This is a genomic window from Mesorhizobium sp. CA15, assembly GCF_020165215.1.
Classification (GTDB): domain Bacteria; phylum Pseudomonadota; class Alphaproteobacteria; order Rhizobiales; family Rhizobiaceae; genus Mesorhizobium.
On sequence record NZ_JAIUHQ010000007.1, the window covers coordinates 15664 to 42021 of the forward strand.

Sequence of the window (26358 nt, forward strand, 5' to 3'; positions counted from 1 at the left end):
AAATTGTGCGTATGTGTTGGGGTTGCGCATGCCGGAATATTCTTCCTTCCTCCGGTCGATCCGGATCCGCTACATTTCGGGATTGCTTGTCTTCGCGCTGGCTTCGGCCGCCGTCATGTTCGCGCTCAACCGTGTGAATTCGTACCGCCACGAGGTCGATGCTCTCAGCGGCAATTTCGTCATCTTCGCCCGCGACCTGCGCAACGCCACCAATTTCGCCGAAACCACCGGCACCGCCTGGCGCAGCGAGACGCGCGATGCGTTGGCGACCGCCGCGCGCGGCCATTCCGAACGCCTGATGGGCGAGATCGGGATCCTGAACGCCCAGCTTGCCGCGATCAGGCCGCGCCTGTCGAACAACACCGTCAACGCGCTGGACACCGCTTCGGTCAATGACGACCTGTTCTGGTCGGCGCGCGATATGGTGCGCAACTTCAACTTGATGGCAGTCGCCCAGAAGGTCGACGAGTGGAGCTACCGCGAGATCCGTAACCAGAACGACCTTTTCGCCCAGCCGATGCTGGTGAAGGTGCGCACCGCGCTCGACGAGGAGCGCCGCCTCGCCGATGCTTCCAGCGACCGGCTGCTCCTGTGGGCGAGCGGCCTGCTGTTCGCTGTGCTCGCCATCGCGGCGTTTCTGATATTCCGGCCGATGGAGAATGCGATCCGCCGCGCCTTCGCCGAGACCGCCGCATCTTTGTTCAAGGCCGAGGCCGCCGACCGCGCCAAATCAGAATTCCTTGCCAATATGAGCCATGAGATCCGCACGCCGATGAACGGCGTTCTCGGCATGGCCGAGTTGCTTGCCAAGACCGAGCTGACGCCGCGCCAAAAGACCTTCACCGACGTCATCGTCAAATCCGGCAACGCGCTGCTCACCATCATCAACGACATCCTCGATTTCTCGAAGATCAATGCCGGCCAGCTGACGCTCGACCCCGCCCCTTTCCGCCTCGCGGAGGCGGTCGAGGATGTGGCGACGCTGGTGTCGGCGCGCGTTGCCGAAAAGAACCTCGAGCTCATCGTGCGCGTCGACCCGCGCCTGCCGGCCTTCGTCGTTGGCGATGCCGGGCGCTTCCGCCAGATCGTCACCAACCTGCTCGGCAACGCAGTGAAATTCACCGAGAAGGGCCATGTCCTGATCGATGTCGGCGGCGATGTCGTCGACGGTGTGGTCCAGCTCAAGGTCCGCGTCGAGGACACCGGCATCGGCATCCCGGCCGAAAAACTGCAAAGCGTGTTCGAGAAATTTGCCCAGGTCGACGGCTCCTCGACCCGCCGCCATGAAGGCACCGGCCTTGGCCTTGCGATCGGCGCCCGGCTTGTCGACCTGATGGGCGGCAAGATCGGCGTCGAAAGCGAGATCGGCCGCGGCTCCGTGTTCTGGTTCGCCGTGCCGCTGCCGGCGCACAGCCAGCAGGCGCGTGACGAGCTGGTGCCGGTCGACGTCACCGGCGCCCGTGTCCTGGTCATCGACGACAATCCGGTCAACCGCGAGATCCTGCTGGAGCAGCTCAGAAGCTGGAGCTTCGACTGCGCGGCCGCCGAAAGCGGCGCGGTCGGCCTCGCTTTCCTCGACCGAGCCTGCCAGCTCGGCGCCTCGGTCGACTGCATCATCCTCGATTACCAGATGCCCGGCATGAACGGCGCCGACGTCGCCAGAGCCATCGCCGCCGACAGCCGCCTCTCCTCCATCCCCGTCGTGCTGCTCACCTCGGTCGACCAGGTCGATTTCGGCCGCATGGTGATCGATTTCGGCATCGTCGCGCATCTCACCAAGCCGGCGCGTTCGGCGGTGCTGCTGGGCACCGTGATCGCCGCCATCCAGAAGGCGCGCACGCAAGGCGCCAAGGCGCATTTCGTGCGCGAGCCGGTCGCGGCCCAGGCGGCCCCGCCGGCCTTCACCGTCATCCGCGGCCCGTCGGTGTCCTTGCCGGCGGCGCCGGAATCGACGGCAGCGCCGAGCGGCCCGATCGATATCCTGATCGCCGAGGACAATGACGTGAACCAGCTGGTCTTCGGCCAGATCCTCAACGGTTTTGGCCTCAGCTATCGCATAGCCGGCAATGGTCGGACGGCTGTCGAGATGTACCGCTCGTTGCGCCCGCGCCTGGTGCTGATGGACGTCTCCATGCCGGAGATGAACGGCTATGAGGCGACCCGCGCCATCCGTGCCATCGAAGAGCAGAACGGCGATCACACGCCGATCATCGGCGTCACCGCGCATGCGCTCAAGGGCGACCGTGAAAAATGCATCGAGGCAGGCATGGACGACTATCTGCCGAAACCGGTCTCGCCCGACCGCCTCGGCGCCAAGATCGGCACCTGGCTCAGCGAGACCGTGGCGGCGAAGACGGCTTAAGCGTCAGGCGCCAGGTGCGTTCGGCGGCCACCGCCGAGTTCCTTCGCGCCCCCCTCTGCCCTGCCGGGCATCTCCCCCACGAGGGGGGAGATCAGCAGTTCCGGCGCTTCGTCCGTCCGTTGGAGATTGGCGAAAGCAAACGTGACGGCCAATCTCCCCCCTTGTGGGGGAGATGTCCGGCAGGACAGAGGGGGGCGCTGTCCCGCCGACTCTGAACCAGCTCTTTTCGAGCCTTCAGCCCCGCCGGAACGGATACAGGAATTGCCGCCAATAGCCTTTCGGCACCGGATGGCCGTGAATGCCATAGCCCTTCGGCCAGCGTCCCTCGGGCAGATGATAGGTGCCGAACAGCCGGTCGAGCAGCGGGAAATGAATGGCGAAATTGACGTCGATTGCCTCTTTCTCGAGGCCGTGATGCCAATGATGGAAGCGCGGCGACACGAGCATCTTTTCGACCGGACCGAAGCTCGTTCCGATGTTGGAATGGATGAAGGACGAATAGACGTAGACGATCAGGATATAGGTCTGGATCGCCGATTCATCGAAGCCCAACACGAACATCGGCGTCGCCGTCAGGCTGCGCAGCACGATGATTTCCAGGAAATGCATCCGCGCGCCGGCGATCCAGTCCATCGACTTGGCTGAATGATGCACGGCGTGGAAATTCCACAGGAATGGGATGCGATGGAAGGCGCGGTGCACCCAATATTGGGCGAGATCGGTCAGGAACATCACCGCCAGCAGTTGCACGATCCAAGGCAGGTCGTGGACCCAGGCGCGCACCGACCCAAGACCGCCTTGCGCATTGACGAAATTGGACGGCGCGAGCGTCAGGTAGGTCAATATTTGCACCAGCAGCGACGAGACCAAATAGTAGAACAGGTCCTCGCGCCACTCGTCGCGGAACACGGTCTGGCTCTTGTTGCGGGCAAAGATGCGTTCGAGCGGGACGAACAGCACGCCCATGAACAGGACATTGAGAATGAAGAAATCAAGGCCGAAGAACACGCCGTCGACATGCAACTCGTGACGCACCGGGAGCATGCCGATGAGCGAGGCCAACAGCACCGTGACCATAGCCCCCACGCCGAGCGTCTTTTCCCGGCGCAGCATCATGCTCAGGATGGCCAGGACGTAGCCCGAGATAAGCACGAAATAGAGGACCGGCTTGAAGAACAGCATCTGGTGGATCGGAGCAAGGTCCGGCATCGAGGTCAGCGTCGGATAGCGCACTACGATGACCATCAGGAGGCCGGTGATCCCGGCAAGCAATGCGATCGAGCCGGACAGCCAGCCGGACCCGAACGGCCGCTTGGTGCGCGGTGTTTCGAGCTCACCGATCACCCTTTTAAGGAAATTCCCCTCCGGCATGATGCTCCCCCCTATGTGATCCGAATAAAAACGCGCCCTGGAAACACTGTGCCCGCTCTTGCTATGGCAAAGCGCAATAAGATTTGAACGCCACCGCCCTGACAAGCGGATTCTCGTCGCAACATTAGCAATTGGCTATCGGCGTTGTTGACGGCCGGGAAGCTCGCGTCCCCGCCAGGAATGCAAGTCGCTACAATTTAAATCGCTGCTGGATGAGGCGGGCACATTCGCCGGCATCAGCCGGCTGGTGTCGAGCTCAAGGTCGTAGGCGACACCCAAGTGCACGCGTTCGAATTGCCAGCGTGCAAGTCCGGGCAGTCGGTCTGCACGCCGGCTTTCGCGCGTTTCGAGCACCTCTTGCGGCCCCTGTCCTGGCGTTGCGTCACCGATTGCGCAACACCACGCAGGCGCCGCCGACGCTTTGCAGCTTGTCGCAGATACCGTTGGCCTCGCCGCGCGAGTCGGCGCCGATCCTGACCGCGTAGATGCCGCGCCGGCCGATCGGCGTGCGAACCCGGCTCACCACCGGATCACGGCTGGCGAGCAAAGCCGGGAACCGGCCCCTGACCCGCAGCCACTGGCCTATCGCCGCCGAGCGGCGGAAATTGCCCGCCACCTGCACGCCCCACGGCTTCACGTTGATCGAAGCCATGGCGACGGTCCGCGACATGATCACCGGCAGTCTGCGGCAGGCAAGCGCGAAGCTCATCTTCGGGTCGAGCGGCTGGACGGTGCCGGCATAGGACCTGTCCGAGAACTTATCCACGGGCTCGCCCATAACGTCGAAGACATAGCTTTCCGTCTCCATTGGCAGGAAGCCGCCCGAGCTCAGCCAGCGCGACACGCGGTTCTCGCCGGCATTGTAGGCCGCGGCCGCGAGCCCGAGATTGCCATAGCTGACCTTCATCTCGGCGAGATATTTCGCCGAGGCTGGGATGGCCTGCCCGATGTCGAAGGGATCGGCGAGCCCGCGCATCTTCGCGGTGCCCGGCATGAATTGCGCGATGCCTTCGGCGCCGACCGGGCTCACCGCGCCCGGATCGAAGCGGCTCTCCTTCCAGATCAGCCGGGCGAAGAAATCCTTGGGCAGCCCGTTCTGTTGGGCCTGGGTCTCGATCAGATCGCAGACGCGGGAAATCAGGCGCTTGGCGGCCGACTTCGACTGCGGCGGATCGGCGAATGCCTGGGCGGCCGGGATCAGCACGAAAAACAAGAGCAGCGTTGCCTTTAGGAAACGCCGCATCGGTTCATTCCGCGGCGGCTTTGCCGTGTCCGTACCGCTGCTCGATATAGTCGCCGACCATCTTCTCGAAATCCTGCGCGATCGAAGGGCCGCGCAGCGTCGCAGCCTTCTTGCCGTCGATGAAGACAGGCGCCGTCGGCGTCTCGCCGGTGCCGGGCAGCGATATGCCGATGTCGGCGTGCTTGGATTCGCCGGGACCGTTGACGATGCAGCCCATCACCGCGACCTTGAGGTTCTCGACGCCGGGATATTTCTCGCGCCATACTGGCATGTTCTTGCGGATATCGGCCTGGATGCTCTGGGCAAGTTCCTGGAACACAGTGGAGGTGGTGCGGCCGCAGCCGGGGCAGGCCGCGACAATCGGCACGAACTGCCGGAAGCCCATGGTCTGCAGAAGTTCTTGCGACACCTGCACCTCGCGCGTGCGGTCGCCATTCGGCTCCGGCGTCAGCGAGATGCGGATCGTGTCGCCGATGCCCTGCTGCAAGAGGATGCCCATCGCCGCGGAAGAAGCGACAATGCCCTTGGTGCCCATGCCGGCTTCGGTGAGGCCCAGATGCAGCGCATGGTCGGAGCGGGTGGCAAGCTCGGTGTAGACGGCGATCAGGTCCTGCACACCGCTGACCTTGGCCGACAGGATGATCTTTTCGCGGCCAAGCCCGATCTCTTCCGCCATCTCGGCCGACAGGATCGCCGACCGTACGATCGCCTCGCGCGTGACTTCCTGCGCGGTGAGCGGCGAGCCCTTCGCCTGGTTGTCGTCCATCAGCTGGGTCAAAAGCTCCTGGTCGAGCGATCCCCAATTGACGCCGATGCGTACCGGTTTGTCATATCTGATCGCCATCTCGACGATCGCGGCGAACTGGCGGTCCTTCTTGTCCTTGAAGCCGACATTGCCCGGATTGATGCGGTATTTGGCCAGCGCTTCGGCGCAGGCCGGATGATCGGCGAGCAGCTTGTGCCCGATATAGTGGAAGTCGCCGACCAGCGGCACATCGATGCCGAGCCGCAACAGCCGCTCATGGATGCGCGGAACCGCCGCCGCGCTCTCGTCGCGGTCGACCGTGATGCGCACGATCTCGGAGCCGGCACGATGCAGCGCCGCGACCTGGGCGACGGTCTGGTCGACATCGGCGGTATCGGTGTTGGTCATCGATTGCACGACGACCGGTGCGCCGCCGCCGACCATCACGCCGCCGACCGATACGCCGACCGACCGGCGACGCGGGAAGGGACAAGAAAAATATCCGGTCATGCCGGCCGCCTTCATTTGGGAGTTTCGGCATGAGGTGGCGGAGCAAAGATGGCTTGTCAATGGCAAGCGACGGGCCATCCTGCAAATCGGCTGGAGCCGCGCGAAAAATAATAACCCGCCCGACCGCAAGATTTGCGGCCGAGCTTTCCGTCAATTTCAGTTAAAAGCACCGACCCGGTGGCATTTCTTGCCACCGGAAATTCACCGCGGCGGGTTGCGATGATGGTGCCTGGAAGAGCTTCAGTGTGTCGTCGGACTAGCTTTCAGCTTTTCAATCTCGTCCTTGATTGCCAGCTTGCGTCGCTTGAGATTCACGATTTCGAGGTCGTCGACCGAAGGATGGTTCATCGCATCGGTGAGCTCGCGCTCGATATCACCGTGTTTCCGCTGCAACTCGTCAAGATGGGATGCAAGAGACATGAATGGTTCTCCCTTTCATGGTTTCCTCGATTGCAGCCGTCGCAGGAGCCTCCACCGCAGGTTGCGACTGTGACGGCACCATGACAGTTTGCCACCAACCGATCCCGATGTCGAATGCCACGTGGTAGCATTCCACGACAAAGTGAAATGTGGTAAGGGCTGCGCGCCGGTCACAAACCCGCAAGTCACGGCCCCGCCCAAACAGCCCGATTGGGCGATGCATACGCAGACGGTAGATAATGTCCGAACAGGAACAGGCTGAAATACGCCTCGAATATTCCCGGCTCAAACAAGAACACGCCGATTTCGACGCCGCCATCAACGCGATGATCGCCACCGGCTGCGACCCGCTTCAGATCCAGCGCATGAAGAAGAAGAAGCTGATGCTGAAAGACCGGCTGTCGGCGCTGGAAGACCGCATCATTCCCGACATCATTGCCTGAGCGGATCGCCCCGCACCGTTAAGAGATCGATAGCCGTGCCGCGCGTTCGCGCAGCAGCGCGAGAAGTTCGCCGGTCCGTTCTTCGGACGTGTCGATCGGCACCACAAGGCACATGGTCGCTTCGACCTTGCCTGGCGCAGAGAACACCGGCGCCGCAAGGCATTTGGTGTAGGCATCGACCAGGCCTGACGTGACGCAATAGCCGGTGATGCGCGCCCGCGCGATATCGTCGATGAAATCGTCGAGTTCGAGCTTGCGGCCGTCCGGCAGCACGAGGTCGTCTCGCGTGACCATCGCTTCGATCCCGCCGCGGTCGAGGCCGGCAAGCAGCAGCCGGCCGGAAGCAGTCCAGGGCAGCGGAATCTGCAGGCCGGTGGCCGAACTGATGCGGAATGGCCTGGTGCCCGGGCTCGAATGGACGATCGTGTAGCGGCCGCTCTGCAGCATGCAGAGTTCGGAGGTCTCGCCGGTCTCGCGCGACAGCGTGTCGACCTCCTGGCGGCCGCGCCTGAGCAGGTCGTTGCCGCGCATATAAGCCATTCCATAGAGATAGAGCTTCTTGCCGAAATAGACGCGGTTGCCGTCGCCAGCCATTTCCAGCAGCCCGGCTTCGACCAACTCGCGCACAAGCGTATAGGTCGTCGAGCGCGGCGCGTTGAGCCCTTTGGCCAGGTCGCCGATGCCGATCGCACGCTGGTTGGCGTGCAGGAATTCCAGGATGTTCAAGGCCCTGTTGAGCCCCTTCTCGCGCGAGCCCGCCGGCCGCTCTTCATCCGCATCGTCGCTTGGCCACTCGGTCAGCGTTTCACTCTCTTGCATTGTCGATTCCTAGTGCTAGTATCTGTCTTGTACAGGATACACACGTCTCTTGTAAGAGACAATCGCTGATTGCGACGCGTATCTCTGCTGCATTGGGGAACACACCATCAAAGGAGGTCGCCGTGAACGACACATCCGGCAGACGTGATTTTCTGAAACTGGGAATGGCGGGCCTGGCTACCGCCGGCGCGCTCACCGCCATCAGCGCCGAGAAGGCGGCGGCGCAAGCCGCGTCCGACAGCGTCCTGCGCACCGCGCTCGATCGCGGGAAGCTCATCGTCGGCACCGGCAGCACCAACGCGCCGTGGCATTTCGAAAACGATGCCGGCGAGCTGGTCGGTATGGACATCACCATGGGCCGCATCCTTGCCAAGGGCCTCTTCGACGACCCGACCAAGGTCGAGTTCGTCATGCAGGATCCGGCGCAGCGTATTCCGAACGTGACGACCAACAAGGTCGACATCACCATCCAGTTCATGACCATGACGGCGCAGCGCTCGCAGCTGATCCACTTCTCGCGGCCATATTACGTTGAAGGCGTCGCGCTGCTGACTTTGCCCGGCTCCGAGAACAAGACCTTCGACAAGCTCCTGGCGAACGGTTCCGCCACGCGCATCTCGATCCTGCAGAATGTCGACGCCGAAAGCTCGGTGCATTTTGCCTTGCCGCAGGCGCAGGTGCTGCAGATCGATACCCAGGCGAACGTTCTGCAGGCGTTGGAATCCAAGCGTGCCGATGCCGCCGCTGTCGATCTGTCGACGGTGCGCTGGCTCGCCTCGCGCAATCCCGACAAGTATTTCGACGCCGGCAAGAGCTGGTACTCGATGCTTTACGGCGCTGCGGTCCGGCAAGGCGACCTCGACTGGCTGACCTTCGTCAACCAGACCTTCACCATCGCCATGTTCGGCCATGAGACGGCGCTCTACGATGCCGCCTTCAAGGAATATTTCGGTCAGGAGCCGCCGCCGCGCCATCCGGGATTCCCGGTCATCTGACGCGCCACACGACCAACCGGCGGAAGAGCGGGGCAACCGTTCTTCCGCCTGTTCTCCTCACACCGGCCCATGCGAATGATGAATGCTATGTTCACCGCGGGTCATTGAGACGGACGCATGGGCTATACGCTCAATTTCAACCTGATCTGGCGGCATTTCGACAAGCTATGGGGTGGCTTGCTGCTCAGCCTTGAGCTTGCCGTCATCTCGATCGCCATCGGCATCGTCATCGGTTTGGTGTTGGCCGTCTGGTATGTCTCGGCCGGACGCGTGGTGCGCGCCATCATCGCCGCCTATGTCGAATTCATCCGCAACGTACCGCTGATCCTGCTGGTCTATTTGGTCTTCTACGGCCTACCGACGGTCGTCGACCTTGCCTACAGCGCCCCTACCTCGTTTGTCCTGACGCTATCGGTCTATAGCGGCGCCTATCTCGTCGAGGTGTTCCGCTCGGGCCTGGAAGCGGTGCCGCGCGGTCAGCTCGACGCCGGCAAGGCGATCGGCCTTACCCCATGGCAGCGCCTGATCCACGTACGCCTGCCGACGATGCTGCGCATCACGCTGCCGGCACTGTCCAACACCTTCATCTCACTGTTCAAGGACACCTCGATCGCCTCGGTGATCTCGGTCCCCGAGCTCACCTACGGCGCCCAGTGGATCAACTTCAACACGTTCCGCATCGTCGAAGTCTATCTGGTGACGACGGCGATGTATCTGGTGACCGGCTACACCTTGCTGTTTGCGCTGCGGCTGGTCGAACGCCGGTTCAGGGCGGCGCGCTGAGATGCTGAGCCAGATCCTCTACGCCCTGCCGTTTCTCGCCGAAGGCTTCGCCGTGACCTTATGGGTCTCGCTGCTGGTCGTGGTCCTGTCCTTGATCGCCGGGGTCCTGCTGGGGGTCGGCCTGGTCTACGGCCCAGCGCCGCTGCGTTGGGCAGTGCGCATCTTCTCGGACACCATCCGCGGCATCCCGATCCTGGTGCTGATGTTCTTCGTCTATTACGGCCTGCCCGCGGTCGGCGTGCACCTTCAGTCCTTCTGGGCGGCGGTGCTGGCGCTGACCTTGTTCAAGACGGCGCAGGTCGTCGAATATCTGCGCGGCGCCGTCGCCTCGATCCCGAAAGGCCAGTCGGAAGCGGCGATGGCGATCGGTCTCACGTTCCGCCAGCGCCTCACCTCGGTGATCTTCCCGCAGGCCTTCCGCCGCTTCCTGCCGCCTTGGATCAACGGCGTCACCGATGCCGTGAAGGGCAGCGCGCTGGTTTCGCTGCTCGGCATCACCGATCTGATGCAGGCGATCAACCAGGTCATCGGCCGCACCTATGAGGCGATGCCGCTCTATATCCTCGGCGCCCTCATCTATTTCGCCGTCAATTATGCGCTTTCCTATGCCAGCCGGCGGCTGGAACGGCGCTTCGCTTTCATCCGGGATTAAGTGATGGCCAGTTCGAACGACAACCCAGCGCTTCTCGACATTGCCGAGGTCTCGAAATCCTTCGGCTCGGTCAGTGTGCTGCGCTCGGTCAGCTTGCAGGTGGCGAAGGGCGAGGTGGTGACCATCATCGGCCCTTCGGGCAGCGGCAAGACCACGCTGCTGCGCTGCGTCAACTTCCTCGAAAGCTATGACAGCGGCTCGATTCGCATCGACGGCAAGGAGGTCGGCTTTCGCGACGGCGGCGCGCGCCAGCGGCGCAGCGAACGCGATTTGGCCGCCATGCGCGCCGAGACCGGCATGGTGTTCCAGAGCTTCAACCTCTTCCCGCATCTGACCGCCGCCGGCAACATCATGCTCGGCCTGACCAAGGTGCGCGGCAGGAGCAAGACGGAGGCGCGCTCGATCGCCGAGCATTGGCTGAGCCGCGTCGGCCTCGCCCACAAGGCAGACAGCCTGCCCGCCGAACTTTCGGGTGGCCAGCAACAGCGAGTCGGCATTGCCCGCGCAGTCGCCATGGAGCCCAAAATCCTGCTGCTCGACGAGATCACCTCGGCGCTCGACCCGGAGCTCGTCGGAGAGGTGCTGGCGGTGGTCCGCAGCCTCGCCGAAGACGGGATGACCATGGTGATGGTCACGCACGAGATGGCCTTCGCCCGTGACGCCTCCAGCCGCATCGTCTTCATGGCCGATGGCGGTGTCTCGGCCGTCGGTCCGCCGAAAGAAGTGCTCGCGGCGGAAACGACCAACGAGCGCCTCCGCGCATTTCTGGCGCGTTTCCGCGCCTCGCATTTCTGAAAGCGGATGGCCTCGGCCATCCAGGGAGTACCCTTCCATGTCGCCTTACATACGGCTCGCCGAGCTTGGCCTGACGTTGCCGGAGCCGCCGACGCCCATCGCCAATTTCGTCACCCATGCCGAGAGCGGCCGGCTGATCTTTCTTTCGGGACAGGGGCCGCTGCGTGCCGACGGCACGCTTTGCACCGGCAAGGTCGGCGATGACGTCACCGTCGAGCAGGCCTATGAGCATGCCCGCCTCACCGGCCTCAATTTGCTCGCCGTCATGCATGCCGCGGCGGGCGATCTCGGCCGCATTGTGCGGGTCGTGAAGCTGCTCGGCTTCGTCAACGCCACGCCGACCTTCAGCGACCACCCCAAAGTGGTCAATGGCTGCTCGGACCTCTTCGCCGATGTTTTCGACAAGCTTGGCGGCCATGCTCGCTCGGCCATCGGCGTCGGCTCGCTGCCACGCAATATCACTGTCGAAATCGAAGCGGTCGTGGAGATCGCCGCCTGACTTAACGGAGTCCACTCACATGAAGACCTATTCCGACACCGGCTCCAACACCACCATCCGCGAGCGGCTGGGCTTGAGGCCAATCATCAATGTCTCGGGCACGATGACGGCGCTGGGCGCCTCGATCATCGTTCCCGAAGCGATCAGCGCCATGGCCGAAATCGCTTCGCAATGGGTGGAGATGGACGATTTGCAGCGCGCCGCGAGCGCGGTGGTCGCACGCCTCACCGGCGGCGAGGCCGGCTTCATCACCGCCTGCTGCGCCTCGGGCATCACCATGGCCATCGCCGGCGCAATGACAGGCAACAACCTTCTCGCGATCGAACGCCTGCCGGACGACACCGAAGGGCTGAAGTCGGAGGTCGTGATCCAACTCGGCCACATCGTCAACTATGGCGCGCCCATCGACCAGTCGATCCGCGTCGCCGGCGCCAAGGTCATTCCGGCGGGCACCGTCAGCGTCACCCAGGACTACCATGTGCGCGAGGCGATCAATGAACGGACGGCGGCGGCTCTCTACGTCGTCGCCCACCACACCGTGCAATACGGCATGCTCTCGCTGGAGGAATTCTGCGAGATCTGTCATGCCAAGAACATTCCAGTGATCGTTGATGCCGCGTCCGAATATGACCTGCGCAGCTTCCTGGCGCGCGGCGCCGATATCGTCGTCTATAGCGGCCACAAATTCCTCAGCGGTCCGACCAGCGGCATCGTCACCGGCCGCAAGGACCTGGTACGCGCCGCCTACCTGCAGAACCGCGGCGTGGCCCGCGCGATGAAGGTCGGCAAGGAAAGCATCGCCGGCACAATGGCGGCGCTCGACGCCTGGGAAAAGCGCGACCATGCCGGCATCCGCCGGCGCGAGGAGGCGGCGCTCAATCTGTGGAAGGGTTCACTTCAAGGCATCCCCGGCATCAGTGCTGAGATCATTCCCGACCCGACCAACAATCCGCTCGACCGCCTGCAGGTCTTCGTGCGCCCGGAAAGCCGCTTCACCGCCGCAGGCCTCGCTTCCGCTTTGGCTGCCGGCTCGCCGCCGGTTATCGTCCGCAACCACGAGGTCGAGCGCGGCCATTTCTTCCTCGACCCCTGCAATTTGCATCCCGGCGAGGCGGAGATCGTCGCCGAGCAGTTGCGCGCCGTGTTGACGGCGAAGGAGCGCCCGTCCGATGCGATGAAAATCGCGCGCAAGGATTCGGCAGGATCGCTGCGCTGGCCGGATTAGCTCGGTGCGCATCGACAATCTTGCGGCTATCGGCGAATTCCGCTAAGGCGCGCCTTTGCCGCCGGGGAGCGAAGCCTTGACCGATCAGCGTGCCGACGTCGCCATCATCATGGGCAGCCAGTCCGACTGGGCGACGATGCGCCAGGCGGCGGAAACGCTGGAGGCGCTGGGCATCCCGCACAGAAGGCTGATCGTCTCAGCGCACCGCACCCCCGACCGCCTCTATGAGTTTGCCAAGGGTGCCAAGGCGGCCGGCTACAAGGTGATTATCGCCGGCGCCGGCGGCGCCGCGCATCTGCCCGGCATGACGGCGGCGATGACGCCTCTGCCGGTGTTCGGCGTTCCGGTGGAATCCAAGGCGCTTTCGGGCCAGGACTCGCTTCTCTCCATCGTGCAGATGCCGGCCGGCATCCCGGTCGGCACGTTGGCGATCGGCAAGGCGGGCGCCGCCAATGCAGCACTTCTCGCTGCGGCGGTGCTGGCGCTGAACGACGATAAGCTCGCTGCCCGGCTCGACGCCTGGCGCTCGGCGCAGACCGCCAAGGTTGCCGCCGAGCCGACGGACACGCCGTGAGCCTGGCGCCCGGATCGACCATCGGCATCATCGGCGGCGGCCAGCTTGGCCGCATGCTGGCGATGGCCGCGGCGCGGCTCGGCTACCGTATCGTTGTGCTGGAACCGCAGGCCGACTGCCCGGCCGCGCAGGTCGCCAACCGCCAAATCGTCGCCGCCTATGACGATCCGGCGGCGCTCGCCGATCTGGCCAGCGTCAGCGCGGTCATCACCTATGAATTCGAGAACGTCCCGGTCGCCGCGGCGCAAACGCTGGCTGTAACGGTCCCGGTCTATCCGCCGGCCCGCGCGCTTGAAGTCGCGCAGGATCGCCTCACCGAAAAAAGTTTTCTCAACGGCATCGGCATCCCGACGGCGGAGTTCTGTCCGGTCGACAATGACGATCAACTGACCGAGGCCCTCAAAACGTTCAACGGCAGCGGCGTGCTGAAGACCCGCCGCATGGGCTATGACGGCAAGGGCCAGCGCGTCTTCCGCAACATGCAGACCGGCGGCTTTGCCGGCGTCTGCGAGGCGATGGGCAATGTGCCGCTGATCCTGGAATCGCTGGTCGCTTTCGAGCGCGAGATTTCGGTGATCGCCGCGCGTGGCCTCGACGGAAATATCGCCGTCTTCGATCCGGCCGAAAACGTCCACCGCGAAGGCATATTGCGCAGCTCCACTTTGCCGGCGGCCATTCGTCCGGAGACGGAAGCCGCTGCCAAGGAGGCAGCCGCGAAAATCCTTTCCGCGCTCGGCTATGTCGGCGTCATCGGCGTCGAGTTCTTCGTGCTGGCCGACGGCGCGCTTCTGGCCAACGAGCTGGCGCCGCGCGTGCACAATTCCGGCCACTGGACCGAGGCCGCCTGCGTCGTCTCGCAGTTCGAGCAGCATATCCGCGCCGTCGCCGGCCTGCCGCTAGGTTCGCCCGCCCGGCATTTTGACTGCGTGATGGAAAACCTGATCGGCGACGACATGCTGAAAGTGCCGGCGCTGCTTAACGAACCCGACCTGATGTTGCATCTCTACGGCAAGGCCGAGTCGCGTCCCGGCCGCAAGATGGGCCATTTCACGCGTCTCATCAGGTCGCGATAACGCCCTATTGCATATCCTGGTCGTCGTCTCCCTCTGAGCCCGCGCAGCTCGGATCGCTCAGCTTGCAGCTGGCGTCGGAGGTCAACTGCTTGGTGCGTTCATCGGTGAGCGTCGTCAGACACTGCGAAACCTCCATCGGATGGATGGAGCCGCCCTCGCTGTCGGCAGTCGAATAGGCGCATTCGGCATCGCGAAAGGCGATCCAGGCGCGTTGCGCCGTCTGCAGCAGCTTGTTTGAAGCCTGATCGTTGCTGCCGACGATATTCTTGTAGGCGGCGTTGAGCTTGGCATCGGCCGCCTGGTAGTCGGCGTCCGCGCAGATGTTCAGCATCGACTGGCTGTCGTCGTTGCGGTCGCAGTCCTCGGCAAAGGCTGCCGGAGCGGTCGCTAGAAGGGCCAGGCAGGCGGACAAAACCAGACGGCGCATGGGAATCTCCAGTCGCTCGGGCGTGGGCCACCATCCCAGCCACCCATGAGTCGCGCAATGCCGCGCTGGCGAATATTTGATGGATCGCGCCGATTGCCCTAATCGGGCACCGTCACGTGGTTGACATGGACGACACTCCTCGTTTATGAGCCACGCCAAGTTCAAGGCGCGCTTTTTTCCGGGCGCGCCTTTAAAATTCGGCCCGGGACGGGCCCTGACCGAACAGGCAAGACCATGAAGATCAAGAATTCGCTCAAGGCGCTCAAGGCGCGTCACCGCGACAACCGGCTGGTTCGCCGCAAGGGACGCATCTACATCATCAACAAGACCGCTCCGCGCTACAAGGCGCGCCAGGGCTGAGGCTTGAGCGCAGCTTGCTGTCGCTTGCTGCGCGGCGTCCTCGCCGCGCTGGTGTCGATTGCCGGTTCGCCGGCGCTCTCACGCTAAAATCGCTTTGACGATCCGCCGTCCGGGACTAGATTCCGGCGATGCGGATTCGTTTTGCATTTCTCGCCGCCCTTTTGCTCTCCGGCACAGTTTTGCCTGCAGGGGCAGAAACGGTGCCCGGCGCGCTACCGCCAGATGCCGCGCCACCCGCCACAACACCGCCACCCGCCGCTCCGACCAGGCAGGGCCGCCTCGACCAGCTCTTCGCCGAGTTGAAGCGCGAGCGCAATGAAAAGGCCGCCGAGCGCATCGCCGGCCGCATCTGGAACGAGTGGAACCAGTCGGGCAGTGCCTCGATCGACCTGATGATGCAATGGGCGCAAAAGGCGACGGAAGACCAGAAATTCGACGTCGCCCTCGACTTCCTCGACCAGGTCGTGACCTTGCAGCCCGACTATGCCGAAGGCTGGAACCGCCGCGCCACCGTCCATTTCATGATGAAGAATTACGGGAAGTCGATGGCCGACATCGACCGCACCTTGCAGCTCGAGCCGCGCCATTTCGGCGCGCTTTCGGGCCTCGCTCAGATCATGGCCGAAACCGGCCACAAGCAGTCGGCGCTGGAGGCCTGGCAAAAGGTGCTGGCGATCTACCCGATGATGCGCAGCGCCCAGAACCAGGTCTCGACGCTCTCGGAAGAGCTCGCCGGCGAGGGGATTTAGGCAGTAGGAATTGGGCAGTAGGCAATAGGAAAGAGAGCAACCTACTGCCTACTGCCTACTGCCCTACTCCCCTACTCCCCTACTCCCCTACTCCCCTAAACTAAATCCGGCCTACCACCATATCCCTCCGCATGAACCTCATCTGCGCCGCCCTCCTCTTCCTCGTCGCTCTCCTCTTTGCCTTCGCCGGCGTCACCCGCGCCGGCGTCTGGCTGGTCGAGCGGCGCAGCCCGCCTATCGGCGCCTTCGCCGAGATCGATGGCGCGCGCATCCATTACGTCCATATCCCGGCGCCCGCCGGCGCCGACCTGCCGCCGGTCGTCTTCATCCATGGCGCCAGCGCCAATCTCAAGGACCAGATGCTGCCGCTGAAGCCCCTCCTCGAGGGTCGCGCCGAAATGCTGTTCCTGGACCGCCCGGGGCTCGGCTGGTCGGAGCGCGGAGACAATGAGACGTTGGCGAAGCAGGCGGATACTATCGCCGCGTTGATGGACCGGCTGAGTATCCGCGACGCAGTCATCGTCGCCCATTCCTTCGGCGGCGCGATTACCACGGCCTTCGCCCGTCAGCATCCGGAAAAAACGCTTGGCCTCGTCTTCCTTTCGCCCGCCACGCATCCCTGGCCGTCAGGCGCGACCGCCTGGTACTACAAGCTCACGGCCACGCCGGCGATCGGCTGGCTGTTTTCCGAAACGCTCGCCTATCCGGCCGGCATGCTGCAGATCGGCGGCGCGACGTCTTGCGTCTTCTCGCCGAACGCTGTGCCGGACTCCTATGTCGACAATGCCTCGATCCCGCTGGTGCTGCGGCCGTCCGCCTTCCGCGCCAACGCCCGCGATGTCGCCCAGCTCTACGACTATGTCCGCGCCGCCTCGCCTGGCTATCGCGCAATCAAGGCGCCGACGGTCGTCATCTCGGGCGATCGCGACAAGGTGGTCTACGCGACAATCCATTCCATCGGCGTGGAACGCGACATTCCCGGCGCCGAGCTGGTCTGGATCCACAATCTCGGCCACAAGCCGGACTGGATCGCGCCCGACCTCGTGGTCGGCGCCATTGCGAAAGTGGCCGGCGCGCAGATCGATTTGCAGGCGATCGCCAAGACCGCGGAAGGCCGGATCGCCGGCGACGCGCAGGGCGCCGGCAAATGTCCTGAGCTCCGGGTGCCAGACGCAGAACTCGCGCCGGGCTGAACTCGGAGGTTCAAGCGCCAAGGGCGTGTTGAGATTCGGAGCCGGCCTCACCCGAATATCGACTACGCCCTAGTGAGTCTCCGACCCCACATAGGCAATCCGCAGCATATTGGTCGAGCCCGGCGTCCGCAGCGGCACGCCGGCCGTGATGATGACGCGGTCGCCCGGCTTGCCGAAGCCTTCCTCCAGCGCGATGCGGCAGGCCCGGTCGACCATGTCGTCGAGGTCGGTCGCGTCCGGCGAGACGACGCAATGCGTGCCCCACAAGAGCGACAGCCGGCGCGCCGTGTTGACGATCGGCGACAACGCCACGATCGGCACCTGCGGGCGCTCGCGCGCGGCGCGCAGACCGGTGGTGCCCGACGCGGTGTAGGAGATGATCGCCGACAGTTTCAGCGTCTCGGCGATCTCGCGCGCGGCCAGCGAGATGGCGTCTGCGCCGGTGGCTTCCGGCTCCGAGCGCTGCGCATTGATGATGCCGGCATAGGTCGGGTCGGTTTCGACCTTGGTGGCAATGCGGTTCATCATGGCGACCGCCTCGACCGGATAGGCGCCGGCCGCAGATTCGGCCGAAAGCATGATCGCGTCCGCGCCTTCGAAGACGGCGATCGACACGTCGGAGACCTCGGCGCGGGTCGGCACGGGCGCGGTGATCATCGATTCCAGCATCTGCGTGGCGATCACCACCGGCTTGCCGGCGCGGCGCGCCGCGCGCGTGATCTGCTTCTGGATGCCGGGCACGGCTTCCAGCGGCATCTCGACGCCGAGATCGCCGCGGGCGACCATCAGCGCGTCGGAGAGCTCGATGATCTCAGGAAGTCGGGCCACCGCCTGCGGCTTCTCGATCTTGGCCATGATCAGCGCGCGGCCGCGCGCGATCTTGCGGGCCTCCGCCAGGTCCTCCGGCCGCTGCACGAAGGACAGCGCCACCCAGTCGACGCCGGTGGCAAGAACCGCGTCGAGATCGGCACGGTCCTTCTCGGTCAGCGCGCCGACCGGCAGGTCGGTGTCGGGCAGGCTGACGCCCTTCTTGTCGGAAATGCCCGAGCCGGCGACGACCGTGCAGGTGATCGATTTGCCGTCGCTCTTCAGCGCCTTCAGCTCCAGCTTGCCGTCGTCGATCAAAAGACGGTGACCGGCCTCGACCGAACTCAGGATTTCGGGATGCGGCAGATATACCCGCTTCGACGTGCCGGCTTCGGGATTGTCGTCGAGCGTGAAAGTCTGGCCGACAGCTAGCGCTTCCTTGACGTTGGCGAACTTGCCGACCCTGAGCTTCGGGCCCTGCAGGTCGGCCAGGATGCCGATCGGTCGGCCGACGGCCGCCTCGACGGCGCGGATGCGGCCGACCAGCGTGCGCATCAGCTCGTGGTCGGTATGGCTCATATTGATGCGGAAGACATCTGCGCCCGCTTCGAAGAGCTTTCTCAGCATCTCCTCGGAGGAGGAAGCCGGACCGATGGTGGCGAGGATCTTGACCTTGCGGCTACGTCTCATTGACTGTTTGTTCCCGGAGCGGGGGTCGCTGGCGCGCCTCCCGTTGCGGGCTCGTCGGTCAGCTGGACCATCCAGCTGGCCTGCTCGCCCGTGTCATATTCCTGAAATCCGGCGCGTTGGAAGCCCCGGGCGACGCAATCATTCACGCCGGCTATCTTGAACTCTTTTTCGGCGACGCACATGTTGATCGGGCCGTCCCAGCGCCCGCCACGTTCGGCGTCTTCTGCATAAAGATAGTAAAACCTTGATGACAGCGGACCCTCGATCAGCGTCTTGCAGGTCGATCCTTCGATGTGCCACCAGCCCTCGGTGATCCAGCCGGCCTTGGCGCGATAGCCGATGCCGACGCCCACCAGATTTTGCGTCGCGTTGCAAACGCGGAAGTCGGCCCGGGCCGGCGAGGTCGCGGCTATCGCGAAAAAACCCGCGCCGACGATCAGCAACGGCACGGCCAGGCGCTTGCGCAACCGACCGGCAAAACCCATCGCAGATCCCCTTGCGAACCACATTTGCATCTCTCGAAGCCCTTTTCAGCAAACTCCGGGCGCATGTCAACGCGCCGTTTTGTTCAATTCCAATCGATTTAGAAGGGCCCGTCGCGCAAATTCTCCCTCGGTCGGGGATTTTTTGCGGAAACCTTGGCCAAACAACGGCATTGCGCCGGCGTCCTCTTCGTGGAATGACGATAGCACATCGCAGCCGCCATCCCCTTTTCAGCCGATGACCCGATCCACAGTTTTCACGCCGTTCGACATAGTCGAGGGCGACCGCAAGAAAGGCGTCGTGCTTCTCGCCGACCACGCCCGCCGCGATCTCCCCGACGAATACGGCAGTCTCGGCTTGCCGGCGTCCGAATTCGACCGTCACATCGCCTATGACATCGGCGTCGAGACGGTGACGCGCGAGCTCGCCGCTACGCTTGACGTGCCGGCGGTGCTTGCCGGCTTCTCGCGGCTGCTGATCGACCCCAACCGGGGCGAGGACGATCCAACCATGATCCGCCAGCTCTATGACGGGACCGTGGTGCCGGGAAACTATCCAATTACCCGGGAGGAGCGCGAGCGGCGGCTCGACCGTTTCTACCGGCCCTATCACGACGCCGTCGGGGCGATGATCGCCTCCGTCGCCCATGCTTCGGGCAAGGCGCCGTTCATCCTCTCCGTGCATTCCTTCACGCCGGCGATGCAGGGTTTTGTCCGCCCCTGGCATGTCGGCGTCCTGTGGGACCGAGACGACCGCGTGGCGCGGCCGCTGATCGACATGCTGGCCGAGGACAAGTCCCTCGTCGTCGGCGACAACGAACCCTATGACGGCGCGCTGCGCGGCGACACCATGTTCCGCCACGCCATCGTCAACGGCTACGCACATGCTCTGATCGAAATCCGTCAGGACCTGATCGCCGACCGCGCCGGCGCCTTGGCCTGGGCCGAACGCCTGGCGCCGATCGTTGACGCCATCGACCGGCGGCCCGATATACATCAGGTGAAAATGTTCGGCTCGCGCACCGGACCTGTGTGACGAGACCGACGGCGGAGTTCCCCATGACCGAGCTCAACGATGACCAGAAACGCGATTTCGAGGCAGCCGCGTTCCGCCGGCTGGTGGCGCATCTGCGCGAGCGCGGCGATGTCCAGAACATCGACCTGATGAACCTCGCCGGCTTCTGCCGCAACTGCCTATCCAACTGGTATCGCGAAGCCGCCGAGGCCGAGGGTGTGGCGTTGTCGAAAGACGCTGCGCGCGAGATCATCTACGGCATGCCCTATGCCGAATGGCAGGCGCTCAACCAAACCGAGGCGTCGGAAGCCAAGAAGGCGGAATTCGAAGCGCGGCGGCCAAAGGATCATTAGCGATGCCGAACGCTTTCGCGACTTCGTCATTCTAGGGCGAAGCAGTCGCGAAGCGACGTCGCGGAGACCCTAGAATCCATTCCGTGACGCCTGCCGAAAAATGCTGCGGTCCAGAACAATCGTAACGGCGCGACCCCGGAGAAGCTTCTGCATCGTGGCGGCGCTCTTAAGTCACGGAATGGATCCTCGGGTCTACGCGCGTCGCTTCGCTCCTTGCTCCGCCCGTGGATGACGATGGGAGAGGCGTCTCGGCTAATCGCCAAAGCAGCAGCCCGCCATGAACAACGCCTCGTCCCCGATCGCGCCCTTGGTCCAAACACTTCCCCGCTGCGGTCCTTGACTACGAATTGAATCGATCTAATTTGCCGCGGGAATCCTTTGCATGGCGGATTTCAGACCATGAGCGTGCAAACCACGATGCAGGCCGCGGCGCGCGGCCGCTGGGCCGTCGCCGGTATTTTCCTCGCCAATGGTTTCTTGACCGGCAGCTGGGCGCCGCAGATCCCGGTGTTCCTCACCCGGCTCGACATCACCCGATTCACCCTCGGCCTGCTGATCCTCCTGTTCGGCGTCGGCGCGGTCATCGCCATGACCTGGTGCGGCCATCTGATCTCCCGGCACGGCTCGCGCAGGGTGACGCGCTGGTTCGGTGTTTGCGGCAGCTTCGGCCTGCTGATCGTGGCGCTCGCCCCCAACGTTCCGCTGGCGGCGATTGCCATGCTCGTCTTCGGCGGCTCAATCGGCGGCATGGATGTCGCGATGAACTCGAATGCCGTCGTGGTGGAAAGGCGGCTTTCGCGCGCGATCATGTCGTCGTCGCACGGCTTCTGGAGCCTCGGCGGCTTCGCCGGTGGCGCGCTCGGCGGCTACTCGATCCAGAATTACGGCTATCTTGCCCATGCCGTCGCGGTGACGGTGATCGCCTTTGCCGTCATCGCGTTTGCCGTTCGTTATCTCATCGCCGAGGGCCGGCCGCAGGCGGTCGAGCACCAGAAGTTCACGCTGCCGCGGCACATGGCCGTCTATCTGGTCGGGCTGATGGCGCTGCTCACCATGATCTCGGAGGGCGCGGTGCTCGACTGGGCGGCGCTCTTCCTGCACCAGGAACTGGGCGCCGATCTCGCGGTCGCCGGGCTGGCCTATGCCGCCTTCTCCGGGGTCATGGCGCTGATGCGTTTCCTGGGCGACGGCGTGCGCAACCGCTTCGGCGCGGTGTCGACCTTGCGCGGCTCCGCGCTGGTCGCCGCCGCCGGCATGCTGGTCGCCGGCCTCTCGCCCTCGCCTTACCTTGCCATAACCGCCTTTGCTTTCTGCGGCTTCGGCATTGCCAACATGGTGCCGATCATCTTTTCGGCCGGCGGCAATCAGGAAGGCATGTCGTCCGGCACCGGCATGAGCGTCGTCACCACCATGGGCTATTCCGGCATATTGGTGGCGCCGTCGGCAATCGGCTTCGTCGCCGAGCATTCGAGCTTCGGCCCGATCTTCGTTGCGCTGTCCGCGCTGCTGGTCGTCGTGCTCTTGATGGCCGGCCTCGCTCACCGGGCCGAATTCGCGCCCGAGCCCATACCGGCCGAATAGCGCTTCAGTTCCTCATGCAGGAAATCCGCCACGCGGCGGATGCGCATGCTGGTGCGCACGTCGCGATGCATGGCGAGCCAGACAGGCAGAACCGGCGGGGGCAAATCGGGCAACAGTTTTTCCAGGTTCGGATCGGCATGCCCTGGTGGGTGCTGCGCGCCGGCAGCCCGTTCGTGGCCATGTGGCGCGAGATCGTCTCGATGTCCTATCTGCGCTTCGAAGCGCGCCGGCTGGTCTCGACGCGGATGGAGGAGGTCATCGGCGAAATCCCGCACACCCCGCTCGACCAGGCTGTGAAGGAAGCATTGCAGGATATCGGCGTCGCCGCGGAGCCGTCGCGCCTCGCCGCCTGATCGCAGCATGCCAAAAAGCGGCCGATCCGGCAGCCCGGCTGCAAACTACAAGGATCGGTCGGGCATGTCTGCGTTGGCAGGCCGTATGCCTTGGAGACTGGCTGAGGCCTCCCAACCTCGTCATCCACGGGCGGAGCAAGGAGCGAAGCGACGCGCGCAGACCCGAGGATCCATTCCGTGACCTCGAAGCGTAGCAAGGGTGCAGAATTCTGCTTCGCCGCATCCCACGGCCCAGTTCACGGAATGGATTCCAGGGTCTCCGCGACGCCCCTTCGCGGCTGCTCCGCCCTGGAATGACGAGATTGGGCAAAGCTTCAGCTAATTCCCAGCGTTTGCGCTGGCTGCAGCCTTTCAAATCCCTGGACCGAGGAACCGGTCAGATCCTGCCCATCAACAAGAGTATCAACAGCACGACCAGGATGACGCCGACGATGCCCGAGGGGCCGTAGCCCCAGGATCGCGAATGCGGCCATGCCGGCACGGCGCCGATCAGGATCAGGATAAGGATAATTACGAGAATTGTGCCGATCGTCATGAAAAACCCTCGCCGTCTGGTTGAACTTCGAGGGAACAATGCAAAAAGCCGCCCGGTTGTTCCCGGGCGGCTTTTTTCCTTGGGGTTGTGAAACGCTCTATTCCGCGGCTTTCGGGAAGGTCTCCGCCGACCCCGCGCCCGTCTCGCTGGCCGGCTCGTCGGTCATGACCTTGCCTTTGCCGCGCCGCAACAGGCGGCTGAACCAGCCGCGGCGCTGGCCGGGCTTCACCTTGGCGCGGGTGAACACCATCAGCATCGAGGGCGTCACCACCAGCGTCAGCAGGGTGGCGAAAGACAGGCCGAAGACGATCGCCGAGGACAGCGAGATCCACCATTGCGTCGACGGCGCGTTGATCGTCGTTTCGTGATGGAAGATTTCGAGCCCGAGGCCGAAGGCGATCGGCAGCACGCCGAGGATGGCCGACACCGCCGTCAGCACCACCGGACGGGCGCGCTCGCGGCAGGTCTGCAGCACCGCATCCATCTTGTCCCAGCCTTCCTCGCGCAACCGGTCGTAAGTGTCGATGAGCACGATGTTGTTGTTCACCACCACACCGGCCAGCGCGATGACGCCGATGCCCGACATGACGATGCCAAAGGCCTCGCCTGTCAGAAGCAATCCGAGGAACACGCCGATCGTCGCCATGACCACGCAGGACAGGACGAGCCACACGCTGGTGAATTTGTTGAACTGCGCAAGCAGCACCAGGAAGATCAGGAAGATCGCCGCGCCAAAGGCCTTGCCGAGGAAGGCGCTGGCTTCCGCGCTGTCTTCGTTGGAGCCGGCGAGCTTCCAGCGGATGCCGCTGCCGAGATCCATATCGCTGACGGCCTTGGTCACCTGCTCCTGCACCGCCGCGACCTGCGCGCCGGCGCTGACATTGGCCTGCACGACCACGGTGCGCGCGCCGTCGATGCGGTTCAGGATACCGACGGTCGGCTCCGGCTTGCGCACGACGAAGTTCGAGATCGGCACCGACCCTTGCGAGGTCTGCACCCTGAGCTCGTCGAGCGTCGACAGCGTGCGCCGGTCCTCGGGCAGGCGGAGCCGGATGTCGACCGCATCGTCGGCACCGGCCGGCCGGTATTCCGACAGCTTGAGGCCGTTGGTCACCAGTTGCACCACCGTGCCGACCGAAGTCGGGCTGATGCCGTATTGCGCCGCCTTGGCGCGGTCGACCTCGATCGCCCAATCGACACCGGGCGGCGGCAGGCCGTCCGAAATGTCGATGACATTGGGGATCTTGGCGATGCGTGCCGCGACCGCGCGCGCCTTGTCGTCGAGCCCGGCCGGGTCGACGGCCGAAAGCCTGATCTGGATCGGCTTGCCGGTCGGCGGGCCGGCTTCCGGCACGCGCACTTCGACATCGACGCCGGGAATGCCGGCCATCACGCCGCGCAGGTCGTCGAGGATCTGGTTGGCAGACTTGCGCTCGCGCCAATCGACGAACTCGTACTGGATGACGCCGACCACGTCTTCCGGAATGTCCTGGCCGCCGCCTTGCGTCTTGCCGACGCGGGTATAGACCGACTTCACGCCGGGCCAGCCGAGCAGACGGTTCTCCGCCGTCTTCGTCGCGGCGTCCATTTCGGCCAGCGAAAGATTGCCGCGGGCATGCACATAGAGCAGGCCGTAATCCGGCTCGACGCTGGGGAAGAACTCGACGCCGGCGCCATATTTCGAATAGGCGAAGCCGACGCCGACCAGAAGTCCGACGGTGAGCAGGATCACCGTGATCGGGAAGCGCACCGCCTGCTTGACCACCGCCATGTACCAGCCGTCGCGGTTGCCTTCCTCGTGATGCTCCGGCGCCTTGGCGAAGATCGCGCCCAAAGTCGGCGCGAAGACCAGCGCGTAGAGCATCGAGGCCGACAGCGTCACGATCAGCGTGATCGGCATATATTTCATGAAGTCGCCGATGATGCCCGGCCAGAACAGCAGCGGCGAGAAGGCGGCAATGCGTGTCATCGTCGCCGCGATCACCGGCCCGGCCATGCGCTTGGCTGCCAGCGCGAAGGCATCCGCCTTCGGCATGCCCTCGCTCATGCGCCGTTCCGCGAATTCGGTGACGATGATGGCGTCATCCACCAGCATGCCTACGGCCAGGATCAGGCTGAACAGCACGATCATGTTGATCGTGTAGCCCATCATGGCAAGCAGCAGGATGCCCATCAGGAACGATGACGGGATGGCAAGCCCGATGAGCAGCGAGGCCCGCCCCGACAGCGCGTAGAGGATGACGATGAACACCAGGATGACGGCGATCATCACATGGTTCTGCAGGTCGCCCAGCAGCTGGTTGACGAAGACCGACTTGTCCTGCGTGTAGGTGACATGCATGCCCTCGGGCATGGTCTTGATAAAGGTATCCGACACTTCCCTGACGTGGTTCAACGTGTCGATCAGGTTGGCGCCTATGCGCTTCTTGACTTCGATGGCGATCGCAGGCTTGCCGTTGAGGCGAGTGACCGTCTCGGCGTCCTTGAAGGTCGAGCGTATGGTCGCGATGTCCTTGGCCTGGACCACGGCGTTCGGCGTGGCGACCACCGGCAGGTTGGCGACGTCCTCGGGCGTCTCGATCAGCGACGGCACCTTGACCGCGTATTTGCCTTCCGAGCCTTCGAGATTGCCGGCCGCGACCAGGCTGTTGGAGGAGGCGACGCCCTGGATCACCTGGTCGAGCTGCAGTCCGTAGGAGGAAAGCTTCACCGGATCGACGACCACCTCGACAAGGTCGTCGCGAGCGCCCTGCAGCGAGCCTTCGAGCACGCCGGGCACCTCCTCGATGCGGTCGCGCAGCTCGCGCGCGGCCGACGTCAGCACGCGCTCCGGCACATCGCCGGAAAGTGTGACGACCAGAACCGGGAATTCCGAGACGTTGACCTCGTTGACGGTCGGCTCTTCCGCCGCCTGCGGCAGGTCGGCCTTGGCGTCCTGCACCTTGCTGCGCGTATCCTGCAGCGCCGTCGCGAGATCCGTCTGCGGCTGGAATTCGACCAGCACATAGCCGCCGCCCTGGAAGGCGGCTGAGCGCATCTCCTTGAGCCCCTTGAGACTCTTAAGCTTGCTTTCCATCGGCCTGAGCAGCAGGCGCTCGGAATCCTCCGGTGAGATGCCCTGATAGATCAGGCTGACATACATCATCGGAATCGGAACGTCGGGCTCTGCTTCCTTCGGCGTGGACTGGTAGGCGACCCAGCCCGCAACGACCAGAAACAGCAGCGCCGATATGGTGAGGCGAGCGTTGTTGATGGCGAGTCTGACGATATCCATGACTTCGGCCTGTTATGCTTCGGGGGCTGC

General features: G+C 64.1%; 28 protein-coding genes and 2 pseudogenes. 18 read left to right on the forward strand and 12 right to left on the reverse strand.

What is annotated here, in order from left to right; translation table 11 throughout:
• The first annotated feature begins 28 nt into the window (after nucleotides 1-28).
• A complete protein-coding gene (locus LB515_RS13945; protein WP_095767333.1) occupies nucleotides 29-2362 on the forward strand; it encodes a response regulator in 2334 nt (777 codons plus the stop codon).
• A 234-nt stretch (nucleotides 2363-2596) separates the two neighbouring features.
• Here the strand turns inward: LB515_RS13945 and LB515_RS13950 are convergent, their stop codons facing one another.
• The 4 genes from LB515_RS13950 to ispG all read right to left on the reverse strand — a co-directional run bounded on the left by LB515_RS13950 (nucleotide 2597) and on the right by ispG (nucleotide 6231).
• Nucleotides 2597-3733, reverse strand: coding sequence for a sterol desaturase family protein (locus LB515_RS13950; RefSeq protein WP_224708062.1), 1137 nt, complete (start codon nucleotides 3731-3733; stop codon nucleotides 2597-2599).
• 135 nt (nucleotides 3734-3868) lie between these two features.
• Nucleotides 3869-4087 (reverse strand): phosphotransferase-like protein, encoded by a 219-nt coding sequence (locus LB515_RS13955; protein WP_224708063.1) that lies wholly within the window; start codon nucleotides 4085-4087, stop codon nucleotides 3869-3871.
• A 28-nt stretch (nucleotides 4088-4115) separates the two neighbouring features.
• Complete coding sequence (locus tag LB515_RS13960) at nucleotides 4116-4976, reverse strand: lytic transglycosylase domain-containing protein (RefSeq protein WP_224708064.1); 861 nt, start codon at nucleotides 4974-4976, stop codon at nucleotides 4116-4118.
• A gap of 4 nt (nucleotides 4977-4980) precedes the next feature.
• Complete coding sequence (ispG, locus tag LB515_RS13965) at nucleotides 4981-6231, reverse strand: flavodoxin-dependent (E)-4-hydroxy-3-methylbut-2-enyl-diphosphate synthase (RefSeq protein ID WP_224708065.1); 1251 nt, start codon at nucleotides 6229-6231, stop codon at nucleotides 4981-4983.
• On the opposite strand from ispG, the gene LB515_RS13970 reads away from it, so the two are divergent.
• Entirely contained in the window at nucleotides 6230-6454 is a 225-nt protein-coding gene (locus tag LB515_RS13970; protein WP_224708066.1) for a hypothetical protein, read from the forward strand. The genes ispG and LB515_RS13970 overlap by 2 nt on opposite strands.
• Before the next feature lie 17 nt (nucleotides 6455-6471).
• Here the strand turns inward: LB515_RS13970 and LB515_RS13975 are convergent, their stop codons facing one another.
• Complete coding sequence (locus LB515_RS13975; RefSeq protein ID WP_042641511.1) at nucleotides 6472-6651, reverse strand: YdcH family protein; 180 nt, start codon at nucleotides 6649-6651, stop codon at nucleotides 6472-6474.
• 239 nt (nucleotides 6652-6890) lie between these two features.
• Here LB515_RS13975 and LB515_RS13980 point away from each other — a divergent pair, with 239 nt between their 5' ends.
• Nucleotides 6891-7094 carry a YdcH family protein gene (locus LB515_RS13980; RefSeq protein ID WP_040985243.1) on the forward strand — a complete coding sequence of 68 codons (204 nt, stop codon included), beginning with the start codon at nucleotides 6891-6893 and terminating at the stop codon, nucleotides 7092-7094.
• An 18-nt stretch (nucleotides 7095-7112) separates the two neighbouring features.
• Here the strand turns inward: LB515_RS13980 and LB515_RS13985 are convergent, their stop codons facing one another.
• Complete coding sequence (locus LB515_RS13985) at nucleotides 7113-7913, reverse strand: IclR family transcriptional regulator (RefSeq protein WP_224708067.1); 801 nt, start codon at nucleotides 7911-7913, stop codon at nucleotides 7113-7115.
• 164 nt (nucleotides 7914-8077) lie between these two features.
• Here LB515_RS13985 and LB515_RS13990 point away from each other — a divergent pair, with 164 nt between their 5' ends.
• From LB515_RS13990 to LB515_RS14025, 8 genes are all read left to right on the forward strand, one after another.
• Nucleotides 8078-8908 (forward strand): transporter substrate-binding domain-containing protein, encoded by an 831-nt coding sequence (locus LB515_RS13990; protein ID WP_210200001.1) that lies wholly within the window; start codon nucleotides 8078-8080, stop codon nucleotides 8906-8908.
• Between the two features lie 117 nt (nucleotides 8909-9025).
• Nucleotides 9026-9691: an amino acid ABC transporter permease gene (locus LB515_RS13995; RefSeq protein WP_140841553.1), complete on the forward strand. Its 666-nt coding sequence runs from the start codon at nucleotides 9026-9028 to the stop codon at nucleotides 9689-9691.
• A 1-nt stretch (nucleotide 9692) separates the two neighbouring features.
• Nucleotides 9693-10343, forward strand: coding sequence for an amino acid ABC transporter permease (locus LB515_RS14000; RefSeq protein ID WP_224545560.1), 651 nt, complete (start codon nucleotides 9693-9695; stop codon nucleotides 10341-10343).
• Nucleotides 10344-10346: 3 nt separating this feature from the next.
• A complete protein-coding gene (locus tag LB515_RS14005) occupies nucleotides 10347-11138 on the forward strand; it encodes an amino acid ABC transporter ATP-binding protein (RefSeq protein WP_224708068.1) in 792 nt (263 codons plus the stop codon).
• A gap of 37 nt (nucleotides 11139-11175) precedes the next feature.
• Nucleotides 11176-11637 carry a RidA family protein gene (locus LB515_RS14010; protein ID WP_095767324.1) on the forward strand — a complete coding sequence of 154 codons (462 nt, stop codon included), beginning with the start codon at nucleotides 11176-11178 and terminating at the stop codon, nucleotides 11635-11637.
• Nucleotides 11638-11656: 19 nt separating this feature from the next.
• Nucleotides 11657-12862, forward strand: a complete 1206-nt coding sequence (locus LB515_RS14015) for an aminotransferase class V-fold PLP-dependent enzyme (protein WP_224708069.1) — start codon at nucleotides 11657-11659, stop codon at nucleotides 12860-12862.
• Nucleotides 12863-12938: 76 nt separating this feature from the next.
• Entirely contained in the window at nucleotides 12939-13436 is a 498-nt protein-coding gene (purE, locus tag LB515_RS14020) for a 5-(carboxyamino)imidazole ribonucleotide mutase (RefSeq protein ID WP_140723208.1), read from the forward strand.
• Nucleotides 13433-14509 carry a 5-(carboxyamino)imidazole ribonucleotide synthase gene (locus tag LB515_RS14025; protein ID WP_224708070.1) on the forward strand — a complete coding sequence of 359 codons (1077 nt, stop codon included), beginning with the start codon at nucleotides 13433-13435 and terminating at the stop codon, nucleotides 14507-14509. Before purE ends, LB515_RS14025 begins: the two co-directional genes overlap by 4 nt.
• 4 nt (nucleotides 14510-14513) lie before the next feature.
• Here the strand turns inward: LB515_RS14025 and LB515_RS14030 are convergent, their stop codons facing one another.
• Nucleotides 14514-14936 carry a lysozyme inhibitor LprI family protein gene (locus LB515_RS14030; protein WP_224708071.1) on the reverse strand — a complete coding sequence of 141 codons (423 nt, stop codon included), beginning with the start codon at nucleotides 14934-14936 and terminating at the stop codon, nucleotides 14514-14516.
• 234 nt (nucleotides 14937-15170) lie between these two features.
• Between LB515_RS14030 and ykgO the strand changes: the two genes are divergently transcribed.
• The 3 genes from ykgO (at nucleotide 15171) to LB515_RS14045 (ending at nucleotide 17238) form a co-directional block, all read left to right on the forward strand.
• Nucleotides 15171-15296, forward strand: coding sequence for a type B 50S ribosomal protein L36 (gene ykgO / locus LB515_RS14035; protein ID WP_040974291.1), 126 nt, complete (start codon nucleotides 15171-15173; stop codon nucleotides 15294-15296).
• A gap of 128 nt (nucleotides 15297-15424) precedes the next feature.
• Complete coding sequence (locus LB515_RS14040) at nucleotides 15425-16045, forward strand: tetratricopeptide repeat protein (RefSeq protein WP_224708072.1); 621 nt, start codon at nucleotides 15425-15427, stop codon at nucleotides 16043-16045.
• A gap of 131 nt (nucleotides 16046-16176) precedes the next feature.
• Nucleotides 16177-17238, forward strand: a complete 1062-nt coding sequence (locus LB515_RS14045) for an alpha/beta fold hydrolase (RefSeq protein ID WP_224708073.1) — start codon at nucleotides 16177-16179, stop codon at nucleotides 17236-17238.
• Nucleotides 17239-17307: 69 nt separating this feature from the next.
• Here LB515_RS14045 and pyk read toward each other — a convergent pair whose 3' ends face one another.
• Nucleotides 17308-18735: a pyruvate kinase gene (pyk, locus tag LB515_RS14050; protein WP_095767318.1), complete on the reverse strand. Its 1428-nt coding sequence runs from the start codon at nucleotides 18733-18735 to the stop codon at nucleotides 17308-17310.
• Nucleotides 18732-19220 (reverse strand): DUF1036 domain-containing protein, encoded by a 489-nt coding sequence (locus LB515_RS14055; protein WP_095767317.1) that lies wholly within the window; start codon nucleotides 19218-19220, stop codon nucleotides 18732-18734. Before LB515_RS14055 ends, pyk begins: the two co-directional genes overlap by 4 nt.
• Before the next feature lie 235 nt (nucleotides 19221-19455).
• On the opposite strand from LB515_RS14055, the gene LB515_RS14060 reads away from it, so the two are divergent.
• The 3 genes from LB515_RS14060 to LB515_RS14070 all read left to right on the forward strand — a co-directional run bounded on the left by LB515_RS14060 (nucleotide 19456) and on the right by LB515_RS14070 (nucleotide 22166).
• Nucleotides 19456-20253, forward strand: a complete 798-nt coding sequence (locus LB515_RS14060; protein WP_224708074.1) for an N-formylglutamate amidohydrolase — start codon at nucleotides 19456-19458, stop codon at nucleotides 20251-20253.
• A gap of 23 nt (nucleotides 20254-20276) precedes the next feature.
• The gene (locus LB515_RS14065; protein WP_095767315.1) at nucleotides 20277-20585 is read left to right on the forward strand and encodes a DUF1244 domain-containing protein; all 309 of its coding nucleotides are present in this window, start codon (nucleotides 20277-20279) and stop codon (nucleotides 20583-20585) included.
• 399 nt (nucleotides 20586-20984) lie between these two features.
• On the forward strand, nucleotides 20985-22166 hold the full coding sequence (locus tag LB515_RS14070; protein WP_224708075.1) for an MFS transporter: 1182 nt from the start codon (nucleotides 20985-20987) through the stop codon (nucleotides 22164-22166).
• Here the strand turns inward: LB515_RS14070 and LB515_RS14075 are convergent.
• Nucleotides 22124-22300, reverse strand: a pseudogene (locus LB515_RS14075) (LysR family transcriptional regulator); the annotation flags it as partial. The gene LB515_RS14070 and the pseudogene LB515_RS14075 sit on opposite strands and share 43 nt — an antisense overlap.
• Before the next feature lie 3 nt (nucleotides 22301-22303).
• Here LB515_RS14075 and LB515_RS14080 point away from each other — a divergent pair.
• Nucleotides 22304-22519 (forward strand): annotated as a pseudogene (locus LB515_RS14080) (oxidoreductase); the annotation flags it as partial.
• Between the two features lie 376 nt (nucleotides 22520-22895).
• On the opposite strand, the gene LB515_RS14085 reads toward LB515_RS14080, so the two are convergent.
• Together LB515_RS14085 and LB515_RS14090 are read right to left on the reverse strand one after the other, a co-directional pair.
• Nucleotides 22896-23054: a DUF3309 family protein gene (locus LB515_RS14085; protein WP_040991775.1), complete on the reverse strand. Its 159-nt coding sequence runs from the start codon at nucleotides 23052-23054 to the stop codon at nucleotides 22896-22898.
• Between the two features lie 97 nt (nucleotides 23055-23151).
• Nucleotides 23152-26328, reverse strand: a complete 3177-nt coding sequence (locus LB515_RS14090) for an efflux RND transporter permease subunit (protein WP_224708076.1) — start codon at nucleotides 26326-26328, stop codon at nucleotides 23152-23154.
• Nucleotides 26329-26358 lie beyond the last annotated feature (30 nt).

Bases quoted from the DNA above. Each gene is read 5' to 3' on its own strand.
- LB515_RS13945 (WP_095767333.1), top strand. From the start codon at position 29: ATGCCGGAATATTCTTCCTTCCTCCGGTCGATCCGGATCCGCTACATT.
- LB515_RS13950 (WP_224708062.1), bottom strand. From the start codon at position 3,733: ATGCCGGAGGGGAATTTCCTTAAAAGGGTGATCGGTGAGCTCGAAACA.
- LB515_RS13960 (WP_224708064.1), bottom strand. From the start codon at position 4,976: ATGCGGCGTTTCCTAAAGGCAACGCTGCTCTTGTTTTTCGTGCTGATC.
- LB515_RS13970 (WP_224708066.1), top strand. From the start codon at position 6,230: ATGCCGGCCGCCTTCATTTGGGAGTTTCGGCATGAGGTGGCGGAGCAA.
- ispG (WP_224708065.1), bottom strand. From the start codon at position 6,231: ATGACCGGATATTTTTCTTGTCCCTTCCCGCGTCGCCGGTCGGTCGGC.
- LB515_RS13975 (WP_042641511.1), bottom strand. From the start codon at position 6,651: ATGTCTCTTGCATCCCATCTTGACGAGTTGCAGCGGAAACACGGTGAT.
- LB515_RS13980 (WP_040985243.1), top strand. From the start codon at position 6,891: ATGTCCGAACAGGAACAGGCTGAAATACGCCTCGAATATTCCCGGCTC.
- LB515_RS13985 (WP_224708067.1), bottom strand. From the start codon at position 7,913: ATGCAAGAGAGTGAAACGCTGACCGAGTGGCCAAGCGACGATGCGGAT.
- LB515_RS13990 (WP_210200001.1), top strand. From the start codon at position 8,078: ATGGCGGGCCTGGCTACCGCCGGCGCGCTCACCGCCATCAGCGCCGAG.
- LB515_RS13995 (WP_140841553.1), top strand. From the start codon at position 9,026: ATGGGCTATACGCTCAATTTCAACCTGATCTGGCGGCATTTCGACAAG.
- LB515_RS14000 (WP_224545560.1), top strand. From the start codon at position 9,693: ATGCTGAGCCAGATCCTCTACGCCCTGCCGTTTCTCGCCGAAGGCTTC.
- LB515_RS14005 (WP_224708068.1), top strand. From the start codon at position 10,347: ATGGCCAGTTCGAACGACAACCCAGCGCTTCTCGACATTGCCGAGGTC.
- LB515_RS14010 (WP_095767324.1), top strand. From the start codon at position 11,176: ATGTCGCCTTACATACGGCTCGCCGAGCTTGGCCTGACGTTGCCGGAG.
- LB515_RS14015 (WP_224708069.1), top strand. From the start codon at position 11,657: ATGAAGACCTATTCCGACACCGGCTCCAACACCACCATCCGCGAGCGG.
- LB515_RS14030 (WP_224708071.1), bottom strand. From the start codon at position 14,936: ATGCGCCGTCTGGTTTTGTCCGCCTGCCTGGCCCTTCTAGCGACCGCT.
- ykgO (WP_040974291.1), top strand. From the start codon at position 15,171: ATGAAGATCAAGAATTCGCTCAAGGCGCTCAAGGCGCGTCACCGCGAC.
- LB515_RS14040 (WP_224708072.1), top strand. From the start codon at position 15,425: ATGCGGATTCGTTTTGCATTTCTCGCCGCCCTTTTGCTCTCCGGCACA.
- LB515_RS14045 (WP_224708073.1), top strand. From the start codon at position 16,177: ATGAACCTCATCTGCGCCGCCCTCCTCTTCCTCGTCGCTCTCCTCTTT.
- pyk (WP_095767318.1), bottom strand. From the start codon at position 18,735: ATGAGACGTAGCCGCAAGGTCAAGATCCTCGCCACCATCGGTCCGGCT.
- LB515_RS14055 (WP_095767317.1), bottom strand. From the start codon at position 19,220: ATGGGTTTTGCCGGTCGGTTGCGCAAGCGCCTGGCCGTGCCGTTGCTG.
- LB515_RS14060 (WP_224708074.1), top strand. From the start codon at position 19,456: ATGACCCGATCCACAGTTTTCACGCCGTTCGACATAGTCGAGGGCGAC.
- LB515_RS14065 (WP_095767315.1), top strand. From the start codon at position 20,277: ATGACCGAGCTCAACGATGACCAGAAACGCGATTTCGAGGCAGCCGCG.
- LB515_RS14070 (WP_224708075.1), top strand. From the start codon at position 20,985: ATGAGCGTGCAAACCACGATGCAGGCCGCGGCGCGCGGCCGCTGGGCC.
- LB515_RS14085 (WP_040991775.1), bottom strand. From the start codon at position 23,054: ATGACGATCGGCACAATTCTCGTAATTATCCTTATCCTGATCCTGATC.
- LB515_RS14090 (WP_224708076.1), bottom strand. From the start codon at position 26,328: ATGGATATCGTCAGACTCGCCATCAACAACGCTCGCCTCACCATATCG.